Genomic DNA, 22,102 nt, shown 5'->3' with positions numbered 1-22,102 from the left:
ACCCGTGTGGGGCCCGGGGCCGTCGGGTCCCGGGCCCCACACGCGCCGCCGGGACCGAGGCCGGGGCGGCACCCTCGGCCCGCAGCCGGCCGGCTCGCCCGGACGGCGGTGCCGAAGCACCGGACCCGCGTCCCCGACGGTCACGGCGCCCGCCCTCGTACGGGCCGAGCGGACGGACGCGGGACCGGACCGACGGGCGTAGAGGCGGGAGTGGTCGCCGTGACCGATGCGCCTGTGGGCACTCCCCCGGAGCCGGACGTGGCTGCGCCTGGCCGTCCCCCGCACCCTCAGGCGCAGGCCACCCCGTACAGGCTCTCCGGCAGTGCCACGTTCAGCGCCGTGACGACCGGCTTGCCGTGTTCCGTGCCGAGGCGGGAGACCGCGCCCGTGGCCAGCTGGAACAGGGCGCCGCTCGCCGTGGTCAGTCCCAGGTAACGGGCGACGAGGACGCGCAGGAAGTGCGAGTGCGCCACCAGGACGATGTCGGTGTCGCCGAGGCGTGAGGCCGCTGCCCGGACCTCGGCCAGGACCCGGTCGGCGCGCGCGCCGACCTGGGCGGGGTCCTCCCCCGGGTTCGCCCCGGGGCCGAGGGCGACGCCGTCGGTCCAGAGGTTCCAGCCGGGGCGGGTGACGCGGATCTCGACCGTGGTGACGCCCTCGTACGCCCCGTAGTTCCACTCGTGCAGGTCGGGGGTGATGCGGGGGGCGAGCAGACCGGCCAGTTCCGCGGTGCGTCGGGCGCGGAGCAGCGGGCTGACGAGGGTGAGTCCGATGTGGCGTCCGGCCAGGACGGGGACGAGCGCGCGCGCCTGGCGTTCGCCCAGGTCCGTCAGGGGCAGGTCGGTGTGGCTCGTGTGCTGCCCGGACCGGGACCATTCGGTCTCGCCGTGCCGGATCAGGATCAGCTCACCCATGGACTCCGCCTTCGCGCCGAGGAGCCGGCCCCCGGGCAGGGACCGGCTCACAGGATCTCAGCCTACGACCGTGACCCTGTACGGCCGGTCCGTGTCCGCCGTGACCCGGACCTCACCGCTCTCACGGACCACCTCGTACGTCGCCGCGGGCGCGCCCGTCAGGTCGGGGACCGTCACCGTGCGGGTGAAGTCGCCGGTTCCGGCCGGGGCGAACACGCGGAGTTCCAGGTCGTCGAGCCACTCGCCGTCCGGGCGGGACTCGTCCGCGCCGAGCGCCAGTACGGCACCGGGGCGGACCAGGAGGGGCAGGCTGTCGAAGCCGTGGGTCTCGCGGCGCCACCCGGGGCCGGTGACGGTGTCGCCGGTGAGGAGGTGGGTCCAGGTGCCCTCGGGGACGTAGTACTCCACCTGCCCGTCGTCGGTGAAGACCGGCGCGACCAGGAGGTCCGGGCCCAGCAGGTACTGGCGGTCCGCCGTGCGGGCGGTCGCGTCGTCGGGGAACTCCAGCAGCATGGGGCGCATCGTCGGGACGCCCGTGCGGTGGGCCTGGACCGCCGCCCCGTAGAGGTACGGCATCAGGCGGTGCTTGAGCAGCGTGAACTGCCGGGCCACGTCCACCGCTTCCTCGCCGAACTCCCACGGCACCCGGTAGGACGAGGAGCCGTGCAGCCGGCTGTGCGAGGAGAGCAGGCCGAAGGCGAGCCAGCGCTTGAAGACCGCCGGGTCGGGCGTCCCCTCGAAGCCGCCGATGTCGTGGCTCCAGAAGCCGAAACCGGACAGCGACAGGGACAGCCCCCCGCGCAGGGACTCCGCCATGGCCTCGAAGGAGGACCAGCAGTCACCGCCCCAGTGCACCGGGAACTGCTGGCCGCCCGCGGTGGCCGAGCGGGCGAAGAGGACGGCTTCGCCCTGGCCGCGCTCCTTCTCCAGGAGGTCGAAGACGGCCTTGTTGTACAGGTGCGTGTAGTAGTTGTGCATGCGCTCCGGGTCGGAGCCGTCGTGCCAGACGACGTCCGTGGGGATGCGCTCGCCGAAGTCGGTCTTGAAGGCGTCGACGCCCTGGTCGAGCAGTCCCTTGAGCTTGCCCTGGAACCAGGCGGTGGCCTCGGGGTTGGTGAAGTCGACCAGCGCCATGCCGGCCTGCCACTTGTCCCACTGCCAGATGTCGCCGTCGGTGGTCTCGACGAAGTAGCCCTTGCGGGCGCCCTCTTCGTACAGCGCGCCCTTCTGTGCGATGTACGGGTTGATCCAGACGCAGATCCGCAGGCCCTTCTCCTTGAGCCGGGCGATCTGGCCCACCGGGTCGGGGAAGGCGGCCGGGTCCCATTCGAAGTCCGACCACTGGTACTCGCGCATCCAGAAGCAGTCGAAGTGGAAGACGCTGAGCGGGATTCCGCGTTCGGCCATCCCGTCGACGAAGGAGTTGACGGTCTTCTCGTCGTAGGAGGTGGTGAACGACGTGGACAGCCAGAGGCCGAACGACCAGGCCGGCGGCAGGGCCGGGCGGCCGGTGAGCGCGGTGTAGCGGGCGAGGACGTCCTTCGGTGTGGGGCCTGCGATGACGAAGTACTCCAGCGCCTGGTCCTCGACGCTGAACTGCACCTGGCCGACGGCCTCGGAGCCCACCTCGAAGGAGACCTTGCCGGGGTGGTTGACGAAGACGCCGTAGCCGCGCGAGGAGAGGTAGAACGGGATGTTCTTGTACGCCTGCTCGCTGCTGGTGCCGCCGTCGGCCTGCCAGATGTCGACGGTCTGGCCGTTCTTGACGTACGGGGTGAACCGCTCGCCGAGGCCGTGGACGGTCTCGCCCACACCCAGGGCGAGTTGGGCGACCATGTGGTGGCCGCCGCCGTCGACGGTGGCGAACGCGGTGCCCTTGCGCCCGGCGGAGGTGAGGGTCCGGCCGTCGCCGTCGAGGAATTCCAGGCCGAAGGCGCCCTCGGTGGGCAGCCGCAGGGTCAGCGGGCCGCTGGTGAGCTCGGCGGTGGCGCCCTCGGTCCGGACCGTGGCCGCGGAGCGCGCCGAGGCGCCCGGGAGCTCGAAGTCGGGGCCCTTGGGCCGCTTGCCGGTGTGGTGGGTGAGGCGCACCGCGATGACACCCTCGGCCGGCGCGTGGGCCTCGACGGTGATCAGTGGCGCGTTCAGTGTGTCGCCGCGGCGCTGGACACGCTTGACGGCGGCGTAGGCGGCGAGACGGTCCTCGTCGAGCCGGACGTCGCGGACTTCGGTGGCGTACGAGGCGTGCACACCGCTGCGCAACTGCCAGAAGCCGTCGGTGAACTTCATGGGGGTGGTCCTTAGCCGTCTCGGAAGTCGGTGATGCGGGACGTCAGGCGCCTGCGGCAGACGCGGCGACGGGTCCTCCCGATTTTGATCGTACACAAAACAAATACGACCGGGCGGGCGCGTACACGACAGGAACCACCGGATTGCCCGAGTATCCGAACCCCCGGCAGGACCGACGGATCGGCCACATTGACACCGAGTGAACGAAACATCACGGAAACGGTCTAGAAACCAACGGCGGGATGGAGTATTAGTACTGCAAGCAAACAAATTGGTCGGTCGGCGCGCAGCCGTCCGTGACTTCGTCGACAAGAGGCTGATCAATGTCGGACCGCTTCACCCCCACCGCTGCGGACAAGTTCACCTTCGGCCTCTGGACCGTCGGCTGGCGCGGCAACGACCCGTTCGGTGACGCCACCCGCCCCGCGCTCGACCCGGTCGAGTCCGTCGAGCGGCTGGCCGAGCTCGGCGCCCACGGTGTGACGTTCCACGACGACGACCTCATCCCGTTCGGCTCCTCCGAGAGCGAGCGCGCCACGCACATCGCGCGCTTCAAGGAGGCGCTGGAGCGCACCGGGCTGAAGGTCCCGATGGCGACCACCAACCTGTTCACGCACCCCGTGTTCAAGGACGGCGGCTTCACCTCCAACGACCGCGACGTCCGTCGCTACGCGCTGCGCAAGACCATCCGCAACATCGACCTGGCCGTCGAGCTGGGCGCCGAGACGTACGTGGCGTGGGGCGGCCGCGAGGGCGCCGAGTCCGGCGGGGCCAAGGACGTGCCGGTGGCCCTGGACCGCATGAAGGAGGCCTTCGACCTCCTGGGCGACTACGTCACCGAGCAGGGCTACGACCTCCGCTTCGCCATCGAGCCCAAGCCCAACGAGCCGCGCGGCGACATCCTCCTCCCGACCATCGGCCACGCCCTGGCCTTCATCGAGCGCCTGGAGCGCCCCGAGCTCGTCGGCGTCAACCCGGAGACCGGTCACGAGCAGATGGCCGGCCTGAACTTCCCGCACGGCATCGCCCAGGCCATGTGGGCCGGCAAGCTCTTCCACATCGACCTCAACGGCCAGTCCGGCATCAAGTACGACCAGGACTTCCGTTTCGGTGCCGGCGACCTGCGCCAGGCCTTCTGGCTCGTGGACCTGCTGGAGCAGGGCGGCTACGAGGGCCCCCGTCACTTCGACTTCAAGCCGGTGCGCACCGACGGCATCGACGGCGTGTGGGAGTCCGCGAAGAACTGCATGCGGAACTACCTGATCCTCAAGGAGCGTGCCGCGGCCTTCCGTGCCGACCCGGCCGTGCAGGAGGCGCTGCTCGCCTCCCGTCTGGACCAGCTGGCGCAGCCGACCGCCGCCGACGGGCTCAAGGGCCTGCTCGCGGACCGCTCCGCGTTCGAGGAGTTCGACGTGGACGCCGCCGCCGGGCGTTCGATGGCCTTCGAGGCCCTGGACCGGCTCGCGATGGACCACCTGCTCGGCGTCCGCTGATGTCGCGGGTGTCCGGCGGTCCGCCGCCGGGCACCCGGCCTTCCGCGTGCGGCCTCGCCGAATCCGCGCACGGTCTTGACGATCAGCCCGTGGGAGCGTTCCCATGGGTCGGCCACCCCCTCATGCAAGGGCACCACCGTGACAGAAATATCCCCGGACGGAACGGACCGACGCCCCAGCCGCCGCACCAGGCGGATCGTCGTTCCTCTCACCGTCGTCTCCGCGATCGTCGCCGGCACTGTTCTGTCCGGGTGCGGGCAGCAGCGGGACGAGGACGTCTACACCGTCATGAACTCCTCGACCGACGAGTCGTACCACCGCTGGGACAGTGACACGCTCGCACGCTGCAGCAAGGAGCTCGGAGTCACCATCGAGCAGCAGAGCGTGCCGGCCGCACAGGTGATGACGAAGGCGCTGCGCATGGCGTCGTCGAAGTCGCTGCCGGACGTCCTCCAGCTGGACGCCTCCGAGATGCCGACGTTCGCCGAGCCCGGCGGGCTGATCCCGCTGAAGGATCTCGGGCTGACCACGACGGACATACCCGACGGCATCGTGGACTTCGGTTCGTACGACGGGACGTACTACGGGGCCGCGCGCACGGTGAACACCCTGGCGCTGTTCTACAACAAGGACATCCTCGACGAGGCCGGGCTGAAGGTGCCCACCACCTGGGACGAGATGCGGTCGACCGCCAAGGAGCTCACGCAGGGCAAGCGCTACGGTCTCGCGCTGAGCGCGGGCGGCGCGGAGGACGGCGTCTTCCAGTTCACCCCGTTCATGTGGTCCAACGGCGGCGACGAGACGAAGCTCGACAGCCCCGAGGTCGCCGGTGCGCTCGACTACTGGAAGGGCCTGCTGAAGGACGGCTCGCTCTCCAAGTCCACGGTCAACTGGACCCAGGCCGACGTGAACGACCAGTTCATGGCCGGGAACGCGGCCATGATGATCAACGGCCCGTGGCAGGTCGAGAGCCTGAACGCCAAGAAGGGGCTCAACTGGGGCATGGCCGAGATCCCGGTGCCCGAGGCCGGGGACGACTCGGTCGGTCCGCTGGGCGGCGCCGTGCTGACCGTGCCCAACACCGGTGACAGCGAGCGCGAGAAGATGGCCGCCGAGATCATCGGCTGTATGGCGAGCGAGCAGGAGCAGATCACCTACGCCCTGAACAGCTGGATGGTCCCGGCGAACACCAAGGCCGCCGCCGTGTGGCGTACGAAGGCCCCGGAGCTGGCGGCCCTGGCCGGACAGGTCTCGACGGCCCGTTCCCGTACCGCGAAGGTCGGCGCGCAGTGGTCGTCCGTGTCGCTCGCCCTGCAGAGCGCCTTCCAGTCCGCCCTCACCGGCGAGTCCAGCGAGGCCGCTCTGAAGCGTGCCCAGCAGCAGGTCACGAGCGGGAACTGAGGTACCGAACGATGTCATCCACCACAGCCTCCGCCGCAGCGCTGCAGGCCGACCCGAAGGCCCCCGCGGCCGGCACGGTCAGGAAGCCCGTGAGCCCGCGGCGCGCCAAGCGCCGCAAGCAGCTCGCCCAGTGGGGCTTCATCGCCCCCGCCGTGATCTTCATGGCGCTGTTCTTCGGCTACCCGCTCGTCCGCAACATCGTGATGAGCTTCCAGGACTACTCGCCGTCCACGTTCTTCACCGGTGAGGCGCCGTTCAACGGAACGGACAACTGGAGCAACGTCTTCAACGACGGGCTGTTCGGCAAGGCCCTGTGGCAGACGATCCTCTTCACCGTCGGATCGCTCCTGGGCCAGTTCTGCATCGGTCTCGCCCTCGCCGTCTTCTTCACCCGCCGCTTCCCGCTGAACGGGATCCTGCGCTCGCTGATCCTGCTGCCGTGGCTGGTCCCGATGGTCGTCTCCGGCATCGTCTGGCGGCGCATCTTCGACCAGGACACCGGTGTCCTCAACTCCTTCCTGGGCACCATCGGCTTCAGCGGCGACACACCCTGGCTGACCAGCACGAGCATGGCGCTGGTCTCGGTGATCCTGGTGAACATCTGGATCGGCATCCCGTTCAACATGGTGATCCTCTACGGCGGCCTCCAGGAGGTCCCCAAGGAGCTGCACGAGGCGGCAGCGCTCGACGGTGCCTCCGCCTGGCGTACGTTCCGCTCGGTGACGCTGCCGATGCTCAAGCCCGTCATCACGGTGGTGCTGGTGCTCGGCTTCATGTCGACGGTCAAGATCCTCGACCTGGTGCTCGCCCTCACCGACGGCGGCCCCGCCGACTCCACGCAGACGCTCGGCACGCTCACGTACCAGAACTCGTTCGTCCAGATGGACTTCGGGGCCGGTGCCGTGGTCGGCAACATCCTGATCCTGATCTCCGCCGTCTTCGCGGTGTTCTACCTGCGGGTCAACCGCAACGAGGGGAAGTGACCGGCATGGCGACCACCACCCAGATCCCCGCCGCCCCGGCACCCGCGGCCACCCACCGGCCGAAGCGCCGCTGGGGTGCGACCGTCTTCGGCGTCGTCATCCTCGCCGTCATGCTGTTCCCGCTGTACTGGATGATCAACACCGCCCTGCAGCCGGACGCGAGCCTGGTCGACGTGGGCCCGGTGCCGACGGGCATCGACTTCTCCGGTTTCACCTCGGCCATCACCGACCAGGGCGCGAACCTGCTGACCTCGCTGGCCGTCGCCCTCGGCGCCGTGGCCATCTGTCTGGCGATCTCGGCCCCGGCGGCGTACGGACTGGCGCAGTTCAAGCTGCGCGGCAGCAAGACGATCGTCTTCGGCACGCTCATCACCCAGATGGTGCCGGGCATCGTCATCGCCAACGCCCTGTACAGCGCGTACGTGGACCTCGGCCTGGTCAACTCCTACTTCGGGCTGATGCTCGCGGACGCCTCGCTGGGCATCCCGTTCGCGATCGTGCTGATGCGCTCCTTCATGGTGTCCATCCCGCGCGAGGTCATAGAGGCCGCCGAGGTCGACGGCGCGGGCCGCATCCGGACGTTCGTCCAGGTCGTCCTGCCGATGAGCCGCAACTCGCTGATCACCGCCGGGCTGTTCTCCTTCCTGTACGCGTGGAGCGACTTCATGTTCGCGCTCACGCTGAACACGACGGACGACGTCAAGCCGATCACGCTCGGCATCTACCAGTACATCGGGGCCCACGTCGGCGACTGGGGCTCGGTCATGGCCGCGTCCGTGCTCTCCGCGGTGCCCGCGGCGGTCCTGCTCGTCCTGTCCCAGAAGTACATCGCCGCCGGGATCTCCGGCGGCTCGGTCAAGTAAGGGTTCCCATGAGTGACTTCCCGGTCTTCCCGCCCGGATTCGTGTTCGGCGCGGCCACGGCCTCGTACCAGATCGAAGGCGCCGCACGGGAGGACGGCCGCGGCCCGTCCATCTGGGACACGTACAGCCACACCCCGGGCAGGACGGACGGTGGCGACACCGGCGACGTCGCCTGCGACCACTACCACCGCTACCCGGAGGACGTGGCACTGCTGCGCGACCTCGGGGTGGACTCGTACCGCTTCTCCATCGCCTGGTCCCGCATCCAGGCCGACGGCAGTGGGGCGGTGAACCCCAAGGGGCTGGACTTCTACTCCCGGCTCGTGGACTCGCTCCTGGAGGCGGGCATCGAGCCGGCCGCGACCCTCTACCACTGGGACCTCCCCCAGGCCCTGGAGGACCGGGGCGGGTGGCGGGTACGGGAGACGGCGGAGCGGTTCGGCGAGTACACCGCGATCATGGCCGAGCACCTGGGCGACCGGGTGCCGCGCTGGATCACCCTCAACGAGCCGTGGTGCAGCGCGTTCCTCGGCTACTCCGTGGGCCGGCACGCGCCGGGCGCCCAGGAGGGGCGCGGGGCGCTGGCCGCCGCGCACCACCTGCTGGTCGGTCACGGCCACGCGATGGACGCGCTGCGCGCGGCGGGTGTCCGCGAGGCGGGCATCACGCTGAACCTGGACCGCAACGTCCCGGCCACCGAGTCGGACGCCGACCTCGCCGCCGTCGTCCGCGCGGACACCCAGCACAACCTGGTGTGGACCGAGCCGCTCCTCGCGGGCCGCTACCCGGCCACCGAGGAGGAGACCTGGGGCGAGCTGATCACCGGTCAGGACTTCCGCCGCGAGGGCGACCTGAAGCTGATCTCGCAGCCGATGGACTTCCTGGGCATCAACTACTACCGGCCGATCGTGGTCGCCGCCGCCCCGCACCGCGAGGCGGACCCGGCGCTGCGCGTCGCCACGGACAACCGGTACGCGGAGGGCGACTACCCCGAGGTCCGCAGGACGGCGATGGGCTGGCCGGTCGTCCCGCAGTCCTTCACCGACCTGCTGACCGTGCTGAAGCAGACGTACGGTGACGCCCTGCCGCCGGTGCACATCACGGAGAACGGCTCGGCGGAGTTCGACAGCGTCGAGGCGGACGGTTCGGTCCGGGACGCCGGCCGGGTGGAGTACCTGCGCACCCACCTGACGGCTCTGCGGGCGGCCATGGACGCCGGGGTCGACGTACGCGGCTACTACGTGTGGTCGCTGCTGGACAACTTCGAGTGGGCGCTCGGCTACGCGAAGCGGTTCGGGATCATCCGGGTCGACTACGACACCCTGGAGCGCACGCCGAAGGACAGCTACCGCTGGTACCAGCAGCTGATCGCGGCGCACAGGGCCTGATCGCCTGATTCCTCGACCCGGGGCGTACGCGTGCATCACGGCGCGTACGCCCCGGGTCCGTGTGCACGGTGGGTACGCCCCTGCCGGGAGGCTCCGGAAATCGGGAGCGCCGACGGCGAGGGCTGTGCCCTTCTGTATGGCTACTGATCCGTAGGTGTTCGTGCTGGTCGGGTTGTGCCTGGCCAGCCGGTTAGAGGTGTGGGCGGGGCGGTGCGACAGATGTCGTGCACGTATCTGGCCTCTCTTGTTGTCGGCGCGTAGGGGCACTGAGGTGAGGTACGGGTTCGAGTGCAGCCTCCTGAGGAAGGCTGATTGGACGGAGGCGGCTTTGCGCTGATCGCCCGGATGGGTGCGCGGCCGTGCTTCACCATGTCTCCTTGTGACGAGCACCTTGATGACCACGGTCATCGCGATCGTCGGCACGCTGCTGGGCAGCGGGCTGACGGCGCTTGTGACCGCTCGGATCGAGCGGCGAAAAATGAGGCTCTGGAACGGCAGCAGATACGCCAAGAGGTCGCGCAAGATCGCGCTGCGCCTCGTGAACTACGGGTCGGGCACCGGAGGTGGCGCCGGGATCGTCGACAAGCTGCTTACCAAGGCTTGATGGATGCAGCTCATGAAGCGCAGGGGGCTGTCTGGCAACTGGCACGGCTGACGCTGGAGCCCTACGACCAGCATCGTTATGACATACGGCGTGGTGCAGCCATCGATGCGGTACGCGCGCCTCGGCAGGCGGCGACCTCGGTTGAGCTCGAAGGACCCGCTGGTGTGGCGCAGCCTGGTGCCGAGTACGCCGAAGCCATAGATCGGCACATCCACCCGCCCATCCAGTACCTGATGGAACTGAGTAAGGGGCCGCCGACTGATGAGCAGAAGGATCGCTATCGCTCCTCAGCAGCGGAAACGGGCCCTCTCGTGGAGGACATGCGGCGGCGCTTCGTTCCTCTCGCCCGTGCGGCTCTGGACGAGTTGGTGGACGAGGCTGACCAGGGACGCAAGCGGCTGCATGAGGTGTGGAGCGGCTATCGGAGTTGGGTGCAGATCTTTTGAGGGTCTGGCCCACCTGCGGTTTTGTACGGATCGAGTCCATCGTCCCACGGAGCCCGTCGCAGCCGACCTGCCCGTCTGTCTCTCACAGCACCCGTTGATCCGCGTCGGCGCCGTACGGCCGGGCGTTACTGACACGGCGTAGCCCTGCTGGATCACGAACCCGCAGGTCACGCTCGTGCCAGACACCCTCAAAGGATCTGCACCCATACGGCTTGCAGGATCCGTCAGGTCCGTACGCTCTTGGGCCGGGGTTGCCGACGGGCCGCCCCGCCGATGGTGCCGACCTGCCTGAACAGGACCCGCAAGGTGCCTGGGCGCGCATGGCACAACGTGCTCGCAAGTCACGGCAGCGTGATGGAGTCCTGCCAGTGCCGGGACCGGCAAGTTCTCCCCACCGAGGAGCGTCGTCCAGTGATCGCAAGGTGACCAGCGCCTCGTACGGGGTGTCTTGAGCGCCGTGGACGACACGGTCGGCAAGGCGTTGGGCCCGGTGCGCACTCCGCCGAACCCAGCGCGGCCACCGCTGTGGCCACCGGCGGCAGCAGCGCACCGCGGCCCGCCCGGGACCCGACGAGTGAACCCACGCCCACCGCGATGGTCAGGTAGACCGTGGTGACGAACGCCGCCGGCAGGGAGTACAGGACCGTCTTGCGGATGACGGTGTCGATGTCGTACAGCCGGTACCGGAAGATCGCGATGCCGATCGCGACCGGAGGTCGGCTTTCCCTGGCCCGGCCCCGCGGCCGCGCCAACGACGAGATGCCCGCTGCACCGGGAGTGTTCTGATCGTGTCTCAGCCCGTCGCGAGTCGCGTCAGGCTCCCTTGGCGGCCGTGATCAGGTGGTCCATGACCGCGGCGAACAGGGGATGGTTCTCGGAGCCCGTGCGTACCGCGGCGAAGAGATTTCGGCTGGGCTGCTGTCCCGCGGGCGGGCGCAGCACCAGTCCGCCGCGATGCAGCGGCTGTACCAGCCGGGGTACGAGTGCCACCCCTGCTCCGGCCTCGACGAGGGCGGCAAGCGACTGCCAGTCGTTGACGGCGTGCCGGATTTCGGGGGTGAAGCCGCCGGCGGCGCATACGGAGCGGGTGACCGCACCGCAGCAGCTGCGGGCGTCCCCGACGATCCAGGGGTCGGCGGCGAGGTCTCTCAGGGGGACCCGGTCCAGATGCGCGTAGCGGTGGTCGGCGGGCAGAGCCAGGTCGAGGATGTCGGTGAGGAGACCGGTACGGGTGTAGCGACGGTCGGTGTACGGCGGTGCCTCGGCGAAGTCCACTGCGACGGCCACATCGATCTGCCCTGCGTCGAGCCGGGTGAACAGGTCCGGCGGCTCAGCCTCCACGACCGCGATGTCGATGTCCGGCCGGGTCTCGGCCAGAGCGCGCAGCACAGCGGGCAGCAGGCCCGAGATGGCGCTGGAGAAGGCACCGATGGTCACCGATCCGTGGCGGCCGTGGTTCCAGGCGGCGAGGTCCGCGCGGGCTCGCTCCATCTGGGCGGCGATCAGGTCGGCGTGCTGCAGGACGACCTGGGCCTGCCCGGTGAGCCGAACCCCGCGCCCCTCCCGCTCGATCAGCGGAACCCCCAACTCGCGGGAGAGTGCGGCGAGTTGCTGGGACACTGCGGAAGGAGTGAGGTGCAGGGCCTCGGCCGTCCTCGCGAGGCTGCCCCGGCGGCCCAGCTCGCGCAGCGCCCCCAGGCGGCGAAGATCTATCATGAAGGTTCTGCTTACCTGTTCCATATACAAACATTAACTGGACCTCAGGCGTGGGATGGGCCGACGATCGCTTCATGACCTCGTTCCTGATCCTCCATGGATTCCAGAACCACCGGCCCGCGGGCCATTGGCAGCACTGGCTGGCAGACGAACTGACCGCTCTGGGCCACCATGTGAGTTATCCGCAGCTGCCGAATCCCGACGACCCCGACCTGGAGGTGTGGCTCGGAGAACTTCACCGGCTGCTCGGCGAACTACAGGGCGAGGAGCGAGTGGTCATCTGCCACAGCCTTTCCGTCCTGCTGTGGCTGCACGCCACGGCACGGGGCACGGGTGACGTCCGCGCCGACCGGGTGCTTCTGGTCGCACCGCCTTCGCCCCAAGTGGTCGGAGAATACCCGGAGGTCGCCACGTTCGCCCCGCCGGAGGTTGACGCCCCGCGGCTCCACGCCGCCGGGCACACCCGGCTCGTCGCCGCTGACAACGACCCGTACTGCCCGGGAGGCGCCGCCGCGCACTACGGCCGGCCGTACGGCCTCGACACCGACACGGTGCCGGGCGGAGCCCATCTGGACCTGCCCGCTGGCTACGGCCCCTGGCCGTCAGTCCTCGACTGGTGCCTCGAACCCTCGGCCCCCGTCAACCCCCGGTCTGCGGGGCAGGTACTGGAGCGGCCTCCCCGCACATAGTCGCGTGTGCAGTCCGCCGGCCGTCGGCGGGCGGCGTGCCTCGTGACCGCGGGCATCCTGGTCAGGTGGATCGTGGAGATCCGACCAACAGGATTTCCCGTTGGGGGCGTCGACGTGCTCGCCTGAATTCCAGGAGGACGCTGTCGCGTTGTGACGCCCCGGGCCGGGTGGGAATGTACTCGTCCGCGGCCAGGACCCTGGGACCGACCACGAGACTCCGTACACGGGTGCGGGATGCCGGTCAGGCCGGCCGGCACTCCTTCCTGAGGGTGCGACAGGCGGTTCAGCCGGCCTCGGTCGCGGTGAGCCGCTGGCGGATCCAGTGGGTGACGGAGTCGTTCCCGGGCTTCCATCCCAGCTGATCGCGGGCCTGCCGACCGCGCACCCGACTGTTGGACCCGAGGGGTCCCTCTTGGCGATTGCCACCGATCGACGCCGTTCATCTGCCTACGATGCCGTCCGCGAGGTCGGGGATGCACGGGTTCGAAGCGGTGGCCGTCCGGCTGACGTCGATGGTGGCCCGGACGGTCGCGAATCGATGCTAACGCCGAAGGGTGCAGATCCTTTGAGGGTGTCGGGAACGAGCGTGACCTGCAGGTCTTGATTCACCACGGCTACGCCGTGTCAGTAACGCCCGGCCATACGGCGTCGACGCGTCCGGACGGGTGCCATGAGAGACAGGCGGGCAGGTCGGCCGCGAAGACTCCGTGGTGACGACGGACTCGATCCCTACGAAATCGCAGGTGAGCCGGACCCTCAAAAGATCTGCACCCATCGGAGTTCTCATCAGGGCTTGGCCTTCGTGGTGTTGAGGGTGGCCATGGCGTGACTGGCACGAGGTACTCGGAGAACGTGCCTGCGCCTCCTTCGGACACGACCCGGACCCCCTCGCCGAACGCCTCGGCGACACCGTCCGGCTGACCGTCGACGCCGACCGGAGTGACAGCCCGGTGATCGAGCTGTCCGCCACCGAGCTCGGCCGCCTGCTCGACGGTGCCGAACGTGATCTGGCCGCGTTCCTGGCACTGGCCGGCGCATGGGTCTCCGAGAATCTGCCCGGCCACTCCGCCCCGGTCACCGCGGCACTCGCGCGCGCCCTCGACCTGTGAACGGCAGGAATCCGGCGGGACCGGGCAGCGAAGCCGCTCGCGGCAACGGCCCGTCAACGCGTCGTGTACGCCGCCGGGTTGTCCAGTACGCCGTGCACCACCCGGGCCGCCGCGCCCCGCGCCGCGTCTCCGGAGAGTGACGAGGCCCGGAGCCGGCTGCCCTTCTCGTGCCACCGGCCCGACACCACGCGCGCGGTGAGCTGGGCGTCCGCGGACTCCTCCAGCCAGGGCATCAGGTTCCGGTATATCCCGCCCAGGACGACCGCCTCCGGGTCGAAGAGGTTCACCGCACCGGCCAGCACCACGCCCAGCCGGTCCCCCGCCTCCCCCAGCGCCTTCACGGCCCGCGCCTCCCCGGCCGCGGCCCGCTGCTCCAGCTCGCCGATCCCCCGGACCCCCGTGTCGGGGTCGATCCCGGCTGCCTCCAGCAGCGCCGCCCGGCCCGCGTACCGCTCCAGGCAGCCGTGTGCCCCGCAGCGGCAGAGCGGGCCCTGCGGGTCGACGACCATGTGGCCGATCTCGCCCGCGAATCCGTGCGCGCCGCGCAGCATCTCGCCGTTCAGCACGAGCGCGCCACCGACGCCGATCTCACCGGTGACGTAGAGGAAGGTGCGTACGCCGCCGAGCCCACCGAACCAGAGCTCGGCCAGGGCCGCCAGGTTGGCCTCGTTGTCGGAGCCGACCGCGAGGGCCCGGCCCGCCGGGCGCAGGGTGCTGAGCGCCTGCCCGAAGATGCCCTCGGCGGCGACCCTGTTCCAGCCGAGGTTGGGTGCCTGGCGCACGACGCCGCCGGAGACCAGGCCGGGCAGGGCCAGCTCGACGCCGACGACGCGCAGTTCCTGTTCGCGGGTGGACCCGATGACCCGGTTGGTGAGCCGGGCCGCGTGGGCGAGCACCTCGGCGGCCGGGACGCCCCGGTGGTCGGTGTGCTCGGTGACGCGGACCCGGTCGGTGCCGGTGAGGTCGACTGCGCACACCGACACGTAGTCGATGTTGATCTCCACCCCGAGCCCCGCCGGACCGGTCCTGGCGAGTTTCAGTACGGTGCCGGGGCGGCCGGCGGATCCGCTGGAGGTCTTGCCGGACTCGCCGATGCAGCCGAGCGCGAGGAGTTCCTCGACGAGGGAGGAGACGGCGGCCCTGGTGAGCCCGACGAGGCTCGCCACCCGGGCCCGGGTGACCTCGCCCTCGTCGCGGACGGTCCGGAGGACCAGGCTCAGGTTGTGACGGCGCACGGACTCGTGTCCGGCCTTGGCCGCCGGCGAGGTGAGGTTGTTCTTCATCAGGTGGTGAGCCTAACGGCGAAGGGCCGTACCCCGGGGGGTACGGCCCTCGTTGCCTTCGGATCCCTTAGCTGCGGATCAGGCTGCGGAGCACGTACTGCAGGATGCCGCCGTTGCGGTAGTAGTCCGCCTCACCGGGGGTGTCGATGCGGACGACGCCGTCGAACTCCACTCCGGTGTCGGTGGTGACCTTCACGGTGGTCGGCGTGGTGCCGTTGTTCAGCTCGGTGACGCCGGTGAAGGAGAAGGTCTCCTCGCCGGTCAGACCGAGGGACTCGGCGGTCTGCCCCTCCGGGAACTGGAGCGGGAGGACGCCCATGCCGATGAGGTTGGAGCGGTGGATGCGCTCGTAGGACTCGGCGATGACGGCCTTGACGCCCAGGAGCGCGGTGCCCTTGGCCGCCCAGTCGCGGGAGGAGCCGGAGCCGTACTCCTTGCCCGCCAGGATGACGAGCGGGGTGCCCGCGGCCTGGTAGTTCTGCGAGGCGTCGTAGATGAACGAGACGGGGGCATCCGCCTGGGTGAAGTCGCGGGTGAAGCCGCCCTCGGTGCCCGGCGCGATCTGGTTGCGCAGGCGGATGTTGGCGAACGTACCGCGGATCATGACCTCGTGGTTGCCACGGCGCGAGCCGTAGGAGTTGAAGTCACGGCGCTCGATGCCGTGCTCCGTGAGGTACTTGCCGGCCGGGGTGTCGGCCTTGATCGCACCGGCCGGGGAGATGTGGTCGGTGGTGACCGAGTCGCCCAGCTTGGCCAGGACGCGGGCGCCCGTGATGTCGGAGACCGGGGTGGTCTCCATCGTCATGCCCTCGAAGTACGGGGGCTTGCGCACGTAGGTGGACTCGGAGTCCCACTCGAAGGTGTTGCCGGTGGGGATCGACAGCGCCTGCCACTGGGCGTCGCCCGCGAAGACGTCCTGGTAGGACTTGTTGAACATGTCCTCGCCGATGGAGTTGGCGACGACGTCGTTGACCTCGGCCTCGGAGGGCCAGATGTCCTGGAGGTAGACGGGCTTGCCGTCCTGGTCGACGCCGAGGGCGTCCTTGGTGATGTCGACCTTCATCGAACCGGCGATGGCGTACGCGACGACCAGCGGCGGGGACGCCAGGTAGTTCATCTTGACGTCGGGGTTGATCCGGCCCTCGAAGTTGCGGTTGCCGGAGAGCACCGAGGTGACGGCCAGGTCGTGCTCGTTGACCGCCTTGGAGACCTCGTCCGGCAGCGGGCCGGAGTTGCCGATGCAGGTGGTGCAGCCGTAGCCGACGAGGTTGAAGCCGACCTTGTCGAGGTACGGGGTCAGGCCCGCCTTGTCGAAGTAGTCGGTGACGACCTTGGAGCCCGGGGCGAGGGTGGTCTTGACCCACGGCTTGCGGGTCAGGCCCTTCTCGACCGCCTTCTTGGCCACGAGCGCCGCGGCGACCATGACGTACGGGTTCGAGGTGTTGGTGCAGGAGGTGATCGCGGCGACGGTGACGGCGCCGTGGTCGAGCTCGTACGTCGTGCCGTCGGGGGCCGTGACCGTGACCGGGTTCGACGGGACGCCGTTGGAGGCGGCCGGGGAGTCGGAGGCCGGGAAGGACTCCTTGCCCGCCTCCTCGTCGTCCGCCACGTAGTTGCGTACGTCCTGGGCGAACTGCGCCTTGGCGTTCGCGAGGACGATGCGGTCCTGCGGGCGCTTCGGGCCGGCGATGGAGGGGACGACCGTGGAGAGGTCGAGCTCCAGCTTCTCGGAGAAGTCCGGCTCGGCGGCCGGGTCCAGCCAGAGGCCCTGCTCCTTGGCGTACGCCTCGACGAGCGCGACCTGCTGGGCGTCACGGCCGGTCAGACGGAGGTACTTCAGCGTCTCGTCGTCGATCGGGAAGATCGCGGCGGTGGAGCCGAACTCCGGCGACATGTTGCCGATGGTGGCGCGGTTCGCGAGGGAGGTGGCGGAGACGCCCTCACCGTAGAACTCGACGAACTTGCCGACGACGCCGTGCTTGCGGAGCATCTCGGTGATGGTCAGCACGAGGTCGGTGGCGGTGGTGCCGGCCGGGAGCTCACCGGTCAGCTTGAAGCCGACGACGCGCGGGATGAGCATGGAGACGGGCTGGCCGAGCATCGCCGCCTCGGCCTCGATGCCGCCGACGCCCCAGCCGAGCACACCGAGGCCGTTGACCATGGTGGTGTGGGAGTCGGTGCCGACGAGCGTGTCGGGGTACGCCTGGCCGTTGCGGACCATGACGGTGCGCGCCAGGTGCTCGATGTTGACCTGGTGGACGATGCCGGTGCCCGGGGGGACGACCTTGAACTCGTCGAAGGCGGTCTGGCCCCAGCGCAGGAACTGGTAGCGCTCCTTGTTGCGGCCGTACTCCAGCTCGACGTTCTGCGCGAACGCGTCGTTGGTGCCGAACTTGTCGGCGATGACGGAGTGGTCGATGACCAGCTCGGCCGGGGCCAGCGGGTTGATCTTCGCCGGGTCGCCGCCGAGCTCCTTCACGGCCTCACGCATGGTGGCGAGGTCCACGACGCACGGGACGCCCGTGAAGTCCTGCATGATCACGCGGGCCGGCGTGAACTGGATCTCCTGGCTGGGCTGGGCCTGCGAGTCCCATCCACCCAGTGCCCGGATGTGATCGGCGGTGATGTTCGCGCCGTCCTCGGTACGGAGCAGGTTCTCCAGCAGCACCTTCAGGCTGTAAGGGAGGCGCGCCGAGCCCTCGACCTTGTCCAGCTTGAAGATCTCGTACGACTCGTCGCCCACGCGCAGCGTGCTGCGGGCGTCGAAGCTGTTCGCCGACACGACAGTCTCCTTCTTCAATGTGCGCGTATCTCCGCGCCGCGCCTCATGGCGGCCTGCGCCGCTCGGTGCCGCCTGCGGCCCCCACCATCCGCTAAGCTAAGGATTAGTTAGGTAACCCTTACTGAGCGGCGGCTGCGGTATGCCTCGGCAGATATCTCGATGTCGAGATAACTCTAGTACATAGCCGCCGCCCGGTCATGCGCGGGCGCCCCCGTCCGTTCCCGTCCGGTCGGGTGGTTCTCCCGGCGAACCCGCTCGCCGCACCCTCCGCTCCGGCTCGCCACGCCGCCCGTTCCGGTGGACCCGGCCGCGCAGGTAATCACGTCGGAGGGCCGGGAGCACCGGCACAGGGTGGCTCCCCGGCACGTCGAGGGGCAGACCATGGAGATCACCGTCCAGTGGATACGGACGTCGTCCAAGCGGTCCCGGGGAGGGCCGGCCGCCACGCTCAGGAACGCCGCCCCGGCCGGCTTCCCCCTCCCACAGGCAGGGGCCGCCTCGGGCACGTGATCCGCATGCGCGAGGACGACGGCTTCGTACCGCGCGAGACCCGGGAGGACCGTCGCGCGGTAGCCGTCCGGCTCCGCGAGTCCGACGGGCGGCTGGGGGTCCTCCCCCGGGTGGAGCCCTGGTACGGCCTGCCGCCCCGGCCGCGTCGCCCCCCGGCGGTGCGGCTGGCCCCGGGCCAGTGGGTGCGCCGGCAGCTCAACTACCGCTTCAGCAGCAAGGCCGGGATCAGGGACTGGTCGTACTGGCTGGACACCTTCAACATCGCCTGCGGGCCGGTGGACGCCGAGGTGTTCCTGTCCACGCCCACCGTGTTCGTCGACGAGCGGGGGCCGGTGCGCCGACCCGTCCCACCGGCGTCGCGCGTCTTGGCCGACCCCCGGGCCGACACCGATCCGCCCCACCGGGCGGGTCACGCCTCCTCGCCGACCCCCGGCCCGACACCGACCCACCCCACCGGGCGAGTCACGCCTCCTCGCCGGCCTCCCAGGCGGTGCGCTCCAGTCGGTCCCGGTAGGCCGCCCACCAGGCCTGGTCGCCCGGCGGCATGCTGTCGTTGCCTCGGTTCATCCCGACGGCGCCGTCCATGAGCTCCCGGAGGATGTCGGCGTGCCCGGCGTGCCGGTGCGTGTCGGCGATCACGCGCACCACGGCATGGTGCAACGTCAGCTCGTCCCGGCCGGCCGGCCACCACGGCACCCGGGCGCGCGTGTCCAGCGTCAGCGCATCGATCGTCGCGTCCGCGTGCGCCCACGCCCGGCGGTAGAACGCGACGATGTGCTCGCGTGACTCGTCGGCGGTGGCCCACATGTCCGCGTTGGGCTCGGCGTCCTCGTCGAGCCAGGGCTGCGGCTCGCCGGACGGCCGTCCGAAGACCTCCCCGAGGTAGCCCAGCTCCGAACCGGCCGCGTGTTTGACCAGCCCCAGGAGGTTGGTGCCGGTCGGCGTCATCGGCCGCCGTACGTCGTACTCCGGGAGCCCGTCGAGCTTCCACAGCAGGGTGTCGCGGGCTGACTGCAGGTAGAAGTGGAGGTCGGCCTTCGGATCGGATGCGCTCATGGCGCCAGTCTGCCGCCCGCGCGATCTTTGTCCACCGGCCTTTCGGGGGGCACCGTGGGGCGACGATCCCGCCCCACGGTGCCCCCGAAAGTGCCCTGGTCGGCCCCGAGGGGGCCTGGTCAGGCGCCGACGTAGGCCGCGAGGTGCTCGCCGGTGAGGGTCGAGCGGGCGGCGACGAGATCGGCCGGGGTGCCCTCGAAGACGATCTGCCCGCCGTCATGTCCCGCGCCGGGACCGAGGTCGACGATCCAGTCGGCGTGTGCCATGACGGCCTGGTGGTGCTCGACGACGATGACCGACTTGCCGGAGTCCACGAGCCGGTCGAGCAGGCCGAGCAGTTGCTCGACATCCGCGAGGTGGAGGCCGGTGGTCGGCTCGTCGAGGATGTAGACGCCGCCCTTCTCGCCCATGTGCGTCGCCAGCTTGAGCCGCTGCCGTTCGCCGCCGGACAGCGTGGTGAGCGGCTGGCCGAGACTGAGGTAGCCGAGCCCGACGTCGGCGAGCCGCTCCAGGATGCGGTGCGCGGCCGGCGTACGGGCCTCTCCGTCGCCGAAGAACTCGGCGGCCTCGGTCACCGACATCGCGAGGACCTCGCTGATGTCGCGGCCACCGAGGTGGTGCTCCAGCACCGATGCGTGGAACCGCTTCCCCTCGCACTCCTCGCAGACGGACGCGACACCGGCCATCATCGCGAGGTCCGTGTAGATGACACCGGCGCCGTTGCACGTGGGGCAGGCGCCCTCGGAGTTGGCGCTGAAGAGGGCCGGCTTCACGCCGTTGGCCTTCGCGAACGCCTTACGGATCGGGTCGAGCAGTCCGGTGTACGTCGCCGGGTTGCTGCGCCGCGAGCCGCGGATCGCACCCTGGTCGATCGAGACCACGTCCTCGCCCGTGTGGATCGACCCGTGCACCAGCGAGCTCTTGCCGGAACCGGCGACGCCGGTGACGACGACGAGTACCCCGAGCGGGATGTCCACGTCGACGTCGCGCAGGTTGTGCGTCGTCGCGCCGCGGATCTCCAGCGTCCCGGTGGGCTTGCGCACGTCCTCCTTGGGGGCCGCCCGGTCGTCGAAGTGGCGGCCGGTGACCGTGTCGCCGGCCCGCAGTCCCTCGACGGTGCCCTCGAAGCAGACGGTGCCGCCGCCCGTACCGGCACCGGGACCGAGATCGACGACGTGGTCGGCGATCACGATCGTCTCCGGCTTGTGCTCCACGACGAGCACGGTGTTGCCCTTGTCCCGCAGTCGCAGCAGCAGGTTGTTCATCCGCTGGATGTCATGGGGGTGCAGGCCGATGGTGGGCTCGTCGAAGACGTACGTGACGTCGGTGAGCGAGGAGCCGAGGTGCCGGATCATCTTCACGCGCTGTGCCTCGCCGCCCGACAGCGTGCCCGCCGACCGGTCGAGGGAGAGGTAGCCGAGCCCGAGCTCCACGAACGAGTCGAGGGTTCCGAGGAGAGTGGTGAGCAGCGGCGCGACCGAGGGCTCGTCGAGGCCCCGGACCCATTCGGCCAGGTCGCTGATCTGCATCGCGCAGGCGTCGGCGATGCTGATCCTGGCGATCTTCGACGACCGGGCCGCCTCGCCGAGCCGGGTGCCGTCGCAGTCGGGGCAGGTGGTGAAGGTGACGGCACGGTCCACGAACGCCCGGATGTGCGGCTGCATCGCCTCCCGGTCCTTGGACAGGAACGACTTCTGGATCTTGGGGATCAGCCCTTCGTAGGTGAGGTTCACGCCCTCGACCTTCACCTTGACCGGCTCCCGGTAGAGGAAGTCGTGCATCTCCCTCTTGGTGAACTTACGGATCGGCTTGTCCGGGTCGAGCAGGCCCGACTCTGCGTAGACCCGCACCGTCCAGAAGCTGTCCGACTTCCATCCGGGGATGGTGAAAGCGCCTTCGGCGAGCGACTTGGAGTCGTCGTAGAGCTGGGTGAGGTCGATGTCGGAGACATTGCCGCGGCCTTCGCAGCGCGGGCACATGCCGCCGACGATCCGGAAGTCGCGGCGCTCCTTCACGGTCCGCCCGGCGCGCTCCATCGTGACCGCGCCCGCCCCGCTGATCGAGGCGACGTTGAAGGAGTACGCCTTGGGCGAGCCGATGTGCGGCTTCCCGAGCCGGCTGAAGAGGATGCGCAGCATGGCGTTGGCGTCGGTGGCGGTGCCGACGGTGGAACGTGGGTCGGCACCGAGGCGCTGCTGGTCGACGATGATCGCCGTCGTCAGGCCTTCGAGTACGTCGACCTCGGGGCGTGCCTGCGAAGGCATGAAGCCCTGGACGAAGGCGCTGTAGGTCTCGTTGATCATCCGCTGCGACTCCGCGGCGAGCGTGCCGAACACCAGCGAGCTCTTGCCGGAACCGGAGACACCGGTGAACACCGTCAGCCGGCGCTTCGGGATCTCGACGCTGACGTCCTTGAGGTTGTTCACGCGCGCCCCGTGCACGCGGATCAGGTCGTGGCTGTCTGCGGCGTGCGGCGCAGGCGACTGCGCGTCCTTCTTCGTGGCCATGCTCGTCATGTCTCCATCTGTGGGGCGGGCCCGCCGGCGCGGCCTCCGTCGGTGTCGCCCGGCTCGGTCCGA

At 69.9% G+C, this 22,102-nt stretch carries 17 protein-coding genes and 1 pseudogene; 11 read left to right on the top strand and 7 right to left on the bottom strand.

All coding sequences use genetic code 11. The features are described from left to right. Window positions 1–287: 287 nt before the first annotated feature. Window positions 288–914, bottom strand: a complete 627-nt coding sequence (locus tag OG524_RS29155) for a histidine phosphatase family protein (protein WP_405393053.1) — start codon at window positions 912–914, stop codon at window positions 288–290. 57 nt (window positions 915–971) lie between these two features. Further along, on the bottom strand, window positions 972–3,200 hold the full coding sequence (yicI, locus tag OG524_RS29150; protein WP_405811959.1) for an alpha-xylosidase: 2,229 nt from the start codon (window positions 3,198–3,200) through the stop codon (window positions 972–974). 323 nt (window positions 3,201–3,523) lie between these two features. Here yicI and xylA point away from each other — a divergent pair, with 323 nt between their 5' ends. From xylA to OG524_RS29110, 8 genes are all read left to right on the top strand, one after another. Continuing rightward, complete coding sequence (xylA, locus tag OG524_RS29145; protein ID WP_405811958.1) at window positions 3,524–4,693, top strand: xylose isomerase; 1,170 nt, start codon at window positions 3,524–3,526, stop codon at window positions 4,691–4,693. Window positions 4,694–4,831: 138 nt separating this feature from the next. Beyond that, entirely contained in the window at window positions 4,832–6,094 is a 1,263-nt protein-coding gene (locus tag OG524_RS29140) for an extracellular solute-binding protein (RefSeq protein WP_405387738.1), read from the top strand. A gap of 11 nt (window positions 6,095–6,105) precedes the next feature. Further along, window positions 6,106–7,077 (top strand): carbohydrate ABC transporter permease, encoded by a 972-nt coding sequence (locus tag OG524_RS29135; RefSeq protein ID WP_405387739.1) that lies wholly within the window; start codon window positions 6,106–6,108, stop codon window positions 7,075–7,077. 5 nt (window positions 7,078–7,082) lie between these two features. Further along, a complete protein-coding gene (locus tag OG524_RS29130) occupies window positions 7,083–7,940 on the top strand; it encodes a carbohydrate ABC transporter permease (RefSeq protein WP_405387741.1) in 858 nt (285 codons plus the stop codon). A gap of 8 nt (window positions 7,941–7,948) precedes the next feature. Beyond that, the gene (locus OG524_RS29125; RefSeq protein ID WP_405811957.1) at window positions 7,949–9,328 is read left to right on the top strand and encodes a GH1 family beta-glucosidase; all 1,380 of its coding nucleotides are present in this window, start codon (window positions 7,949–7,951) and stop codon (window positions 9,326–9,328) included. A gap of 379 nt (window positions 9,329–9,707) precedes the next feature. Further along, the gene (locus OG524_RS29120) at window positions 9,708–9,932 is read left to right on the top strand and encodes a hypothetical protein (protein ID WP_405387743.1); all 225 of its coding nucleotides are present in this window, start codon (window positions 9,708–9,710) and stop codon (window positions 9,930–9,932) included. After that, a complete protein-coding gene (locus tag OG524_RS29115; protein WP_405387744.1) occupies window positions 9,932–10,378 on the top strand; it encodes a hypothetical protein in 447 nt (148 codons plus the stop codon). The genes OG524_RS29120 and OG524_RS29115 overlap by 1 nt, the downstream gene beginning before the upstream one ends. Window positions 10,379–11,032: 654 nt before the next feature. Further along, window positions 11,033–11,164: a hypothetical protein gene (locus OG524_RS29110; RefSeq protein WP_405811956.1), complete on the top strand. Its 132-nt coding sequence runs from the start codon at window positions 11,033–11,035 to the stop codon at window positions 11,162–11,164. A gap of 27 nt (window positions 11,165–11,191) precedes the next feature. Here the strand turns inward: OG524_RS29110 and OG524_RS29105 are convergent, their stop codons facing one another. After that, entirely contained in the window at window positions 11,192–12,094 is a 903-nt protein-coding gene (locus OG524_RS29105) for a LysR family transcriptional regulator (RefSeq protein ID WP_405387747.1), read from the bottom strand. A 74-nt stretch (window positions 12,095–12,168) separates the two neighbouring features. Between OG524_RS29105 and OG524_RS29100 the strand changes: the two genes are divergently transcribed. Further along, the gene (locus OG524_RS29100) at window positions 12,169–12,783 is read left to right on the top strand and encodes an RBBP9/YdeN family alpha/beta hydrolase (protein WP_405811955.1); all 615 of its coding nucleotides are present in this window, start codon (window positions 12,169–12,171) and stop codon (window positions 12,781–12,783) included. Between the two features lie 950 nt (window positions 12,784–13,733). Beyond that, the gene (locus tag OG524_RS29095; RefSeq protein ID WP_405387749.1) at window positions 13,734–13,892 is read left to right on the top strand and encodes a hypothetical protein; all 159 of its coding nucleotides are present in this window, start codon (window positions 13,734–13,736) and stop codon (window positions 13,890–13,892) included. A gap of 53 nt (window positions 13,893–13,945) precedes the next feature. Here the strand turns inward: OG524_RS29095 and OG524_RS29090 are convergent, their stop codons facing one another. Both OG524_RS29090 and acnA read right to left on the bottom strand, forming a co-directional pair. Then, entirely contained in the window at window positions 13,946–15,175 is a 1,230-nt protein-coding gene (locus OG524_RS29090; RefSeq protein WP_405387750.1) for an ROK family protein, read from the bottom strand. A 67-nt stretch (window positions 15,176–15,242) separates the two neighbouring features. After that, on the bottom strand, window positions 15,243–17,957 hold the full coding sequence (gene acnA, locus OG524_RS29085) for an aconitate hydratase AcnA (protein ID WP_405387751.1): 2,715 nt from the start codon (window positions 17,955–17,957) through the stop codon (window positions 15,243–15,245). A gap of 381 nt (window positions 17,958–18,338) precedes the next feature. Here acnA and OG524_RS29080 point away from each other — a divergent pair. Further along, window positions 18,339–18,805 (top strand): annotated as a pseudogene (locus tag OG524_RS29080) (hypothetical protein); the annotation flags it as partial. 124 nt (window positions 18,806–18,929) lie between these two features. On the opposite strand, the gene OG524_RS29075 reads toward OG524_RS29080, so the two are convergent. Beyond that, entirely contained in the window at window positions 18,930–19,523 is a 594-nt protein-coding gene (locus OG524_RS29075) for a DinB family protein (protein ID WP_405387752.1), read from the bottom strand. A gap of 119 nt (window positions 19,524–19,642) precedes the next feature. Next, window positions 19,643–22,039: an ATP-binding cassette domain-containing protein gene (locus OG524_RS29070; protein ID WP_405387753.1), complete on the bottom strand. Its 2,397-nt coding sequence runs from the start codon at window positions 22,037–22,039 to the stop codon at window positions 19,643–19,645. Between the last annotated feature and the right edge of the window lie 63 nt (window positions 22,040–22,102).

Source organism: Streptomyces sp. NBC_01520, from assembly GCF_045040375.1.
Taxonomy (GTDB): Bacteria; Actinomycetota; Actinomycetes; order Streptomycetales; family Streptomycetaceae; genus Streptomyces.
Note: the sequence above shows the minus strand (reverse complement) of the source record. Positions and strands in the feature narration are given on the sequence as shown.

Bases quoted from the DNA above. Each gene is read 5' to 3' on its own strand.
- OG524_RS29155 (WP_405393053.1), bottom strand. From the start codon at position 914: ATGGGTGAGCTGATCCTGATCCGGCACGGCGAGACCGAATGGTCCCGG.
- yicI (WP_405811959.1), bottom strand. From the start codon at position 3,200: ATGAAGTTCACCGACGGCTTCTGGCAGTTGCGCAGCGGTGTGCACGCC.
- xylA (WP_405811958.1), top strand. From the start codon at position 3,524: ATGTCGGACCGCTTCACCCCCACCGCTGCGGACAAGTTCACCTTCGGC.
- OG524_RS29135 (WP_405387739.1), top strand. From the start codon at position 6,106: ATGTCATCCACCACAGCCTCCGCCGCAGCGCTGCAGGCCGACCCGAAG.
- OG524_RS29130 (WP_405387741.1), top strand. From the start codon at position 7,083: ATGGCGACCACCACCCAGATCCCCGCCGCCCCGGCACCCGCGGCCACC.
- OG524_RS29125 (WP_405811957.1), top strand. From the start codon at position 7,949: ATGAGTGACTTCCCGGTCTTCCCGCCCGGATTCGTGTTCGGCGCGGCC.
- OG524_RS29115 (WP_405387744.1), top strand. From the start codon at position 9,932: ATGGATGCAGCTCATGAAGCGCAGGGGGCTGTCTGGCAACTGGCACGG.
- OG524_RS29110 (WP_405811956.1), top strand. From the start codon at position 11,033: ATGACGGTGTCGATGTCGTACAGCCGGTACCGGAAGATCGCGATGCCG.
- OG524_RS29105 (WP_405387747.1), bottom strand. From the start codon at position 12,094: ATGATAGATCTTCGCCGCCTGGGGGCGCTGCGCGAGCTGGGCCGCCGG.
- OG524_RS29100 (WP_405811955.1), top strand. From the start codon at position 12,169: ATGACCTCGTTCCTGATCCTCCATGGATTCCAGAACCACCGGCCCGCG.
- OG524_RS29090 (WP_405387750.1), bottom strand. From the start codon at position 15,175: ATGAAGAACAACCTCACCTCGCCGGCGGCCAAGGCCGGACACGAGTCC.
- OG524_RS29075 (WP_405387752.1), bottom strand. From the start codon at position 19,523: ATGAGCGCATCCGATCCGAAGGCCGACCTCCACTTCTACCTGCAGTCA.
- OG524_RS29070 (WP_405387753.1), bottom strand. From the start codon at position 22,039: ATGACGAGCATGGCCACGAAGAAGGACGCGCAGTCGCCTGCGCCGCAC.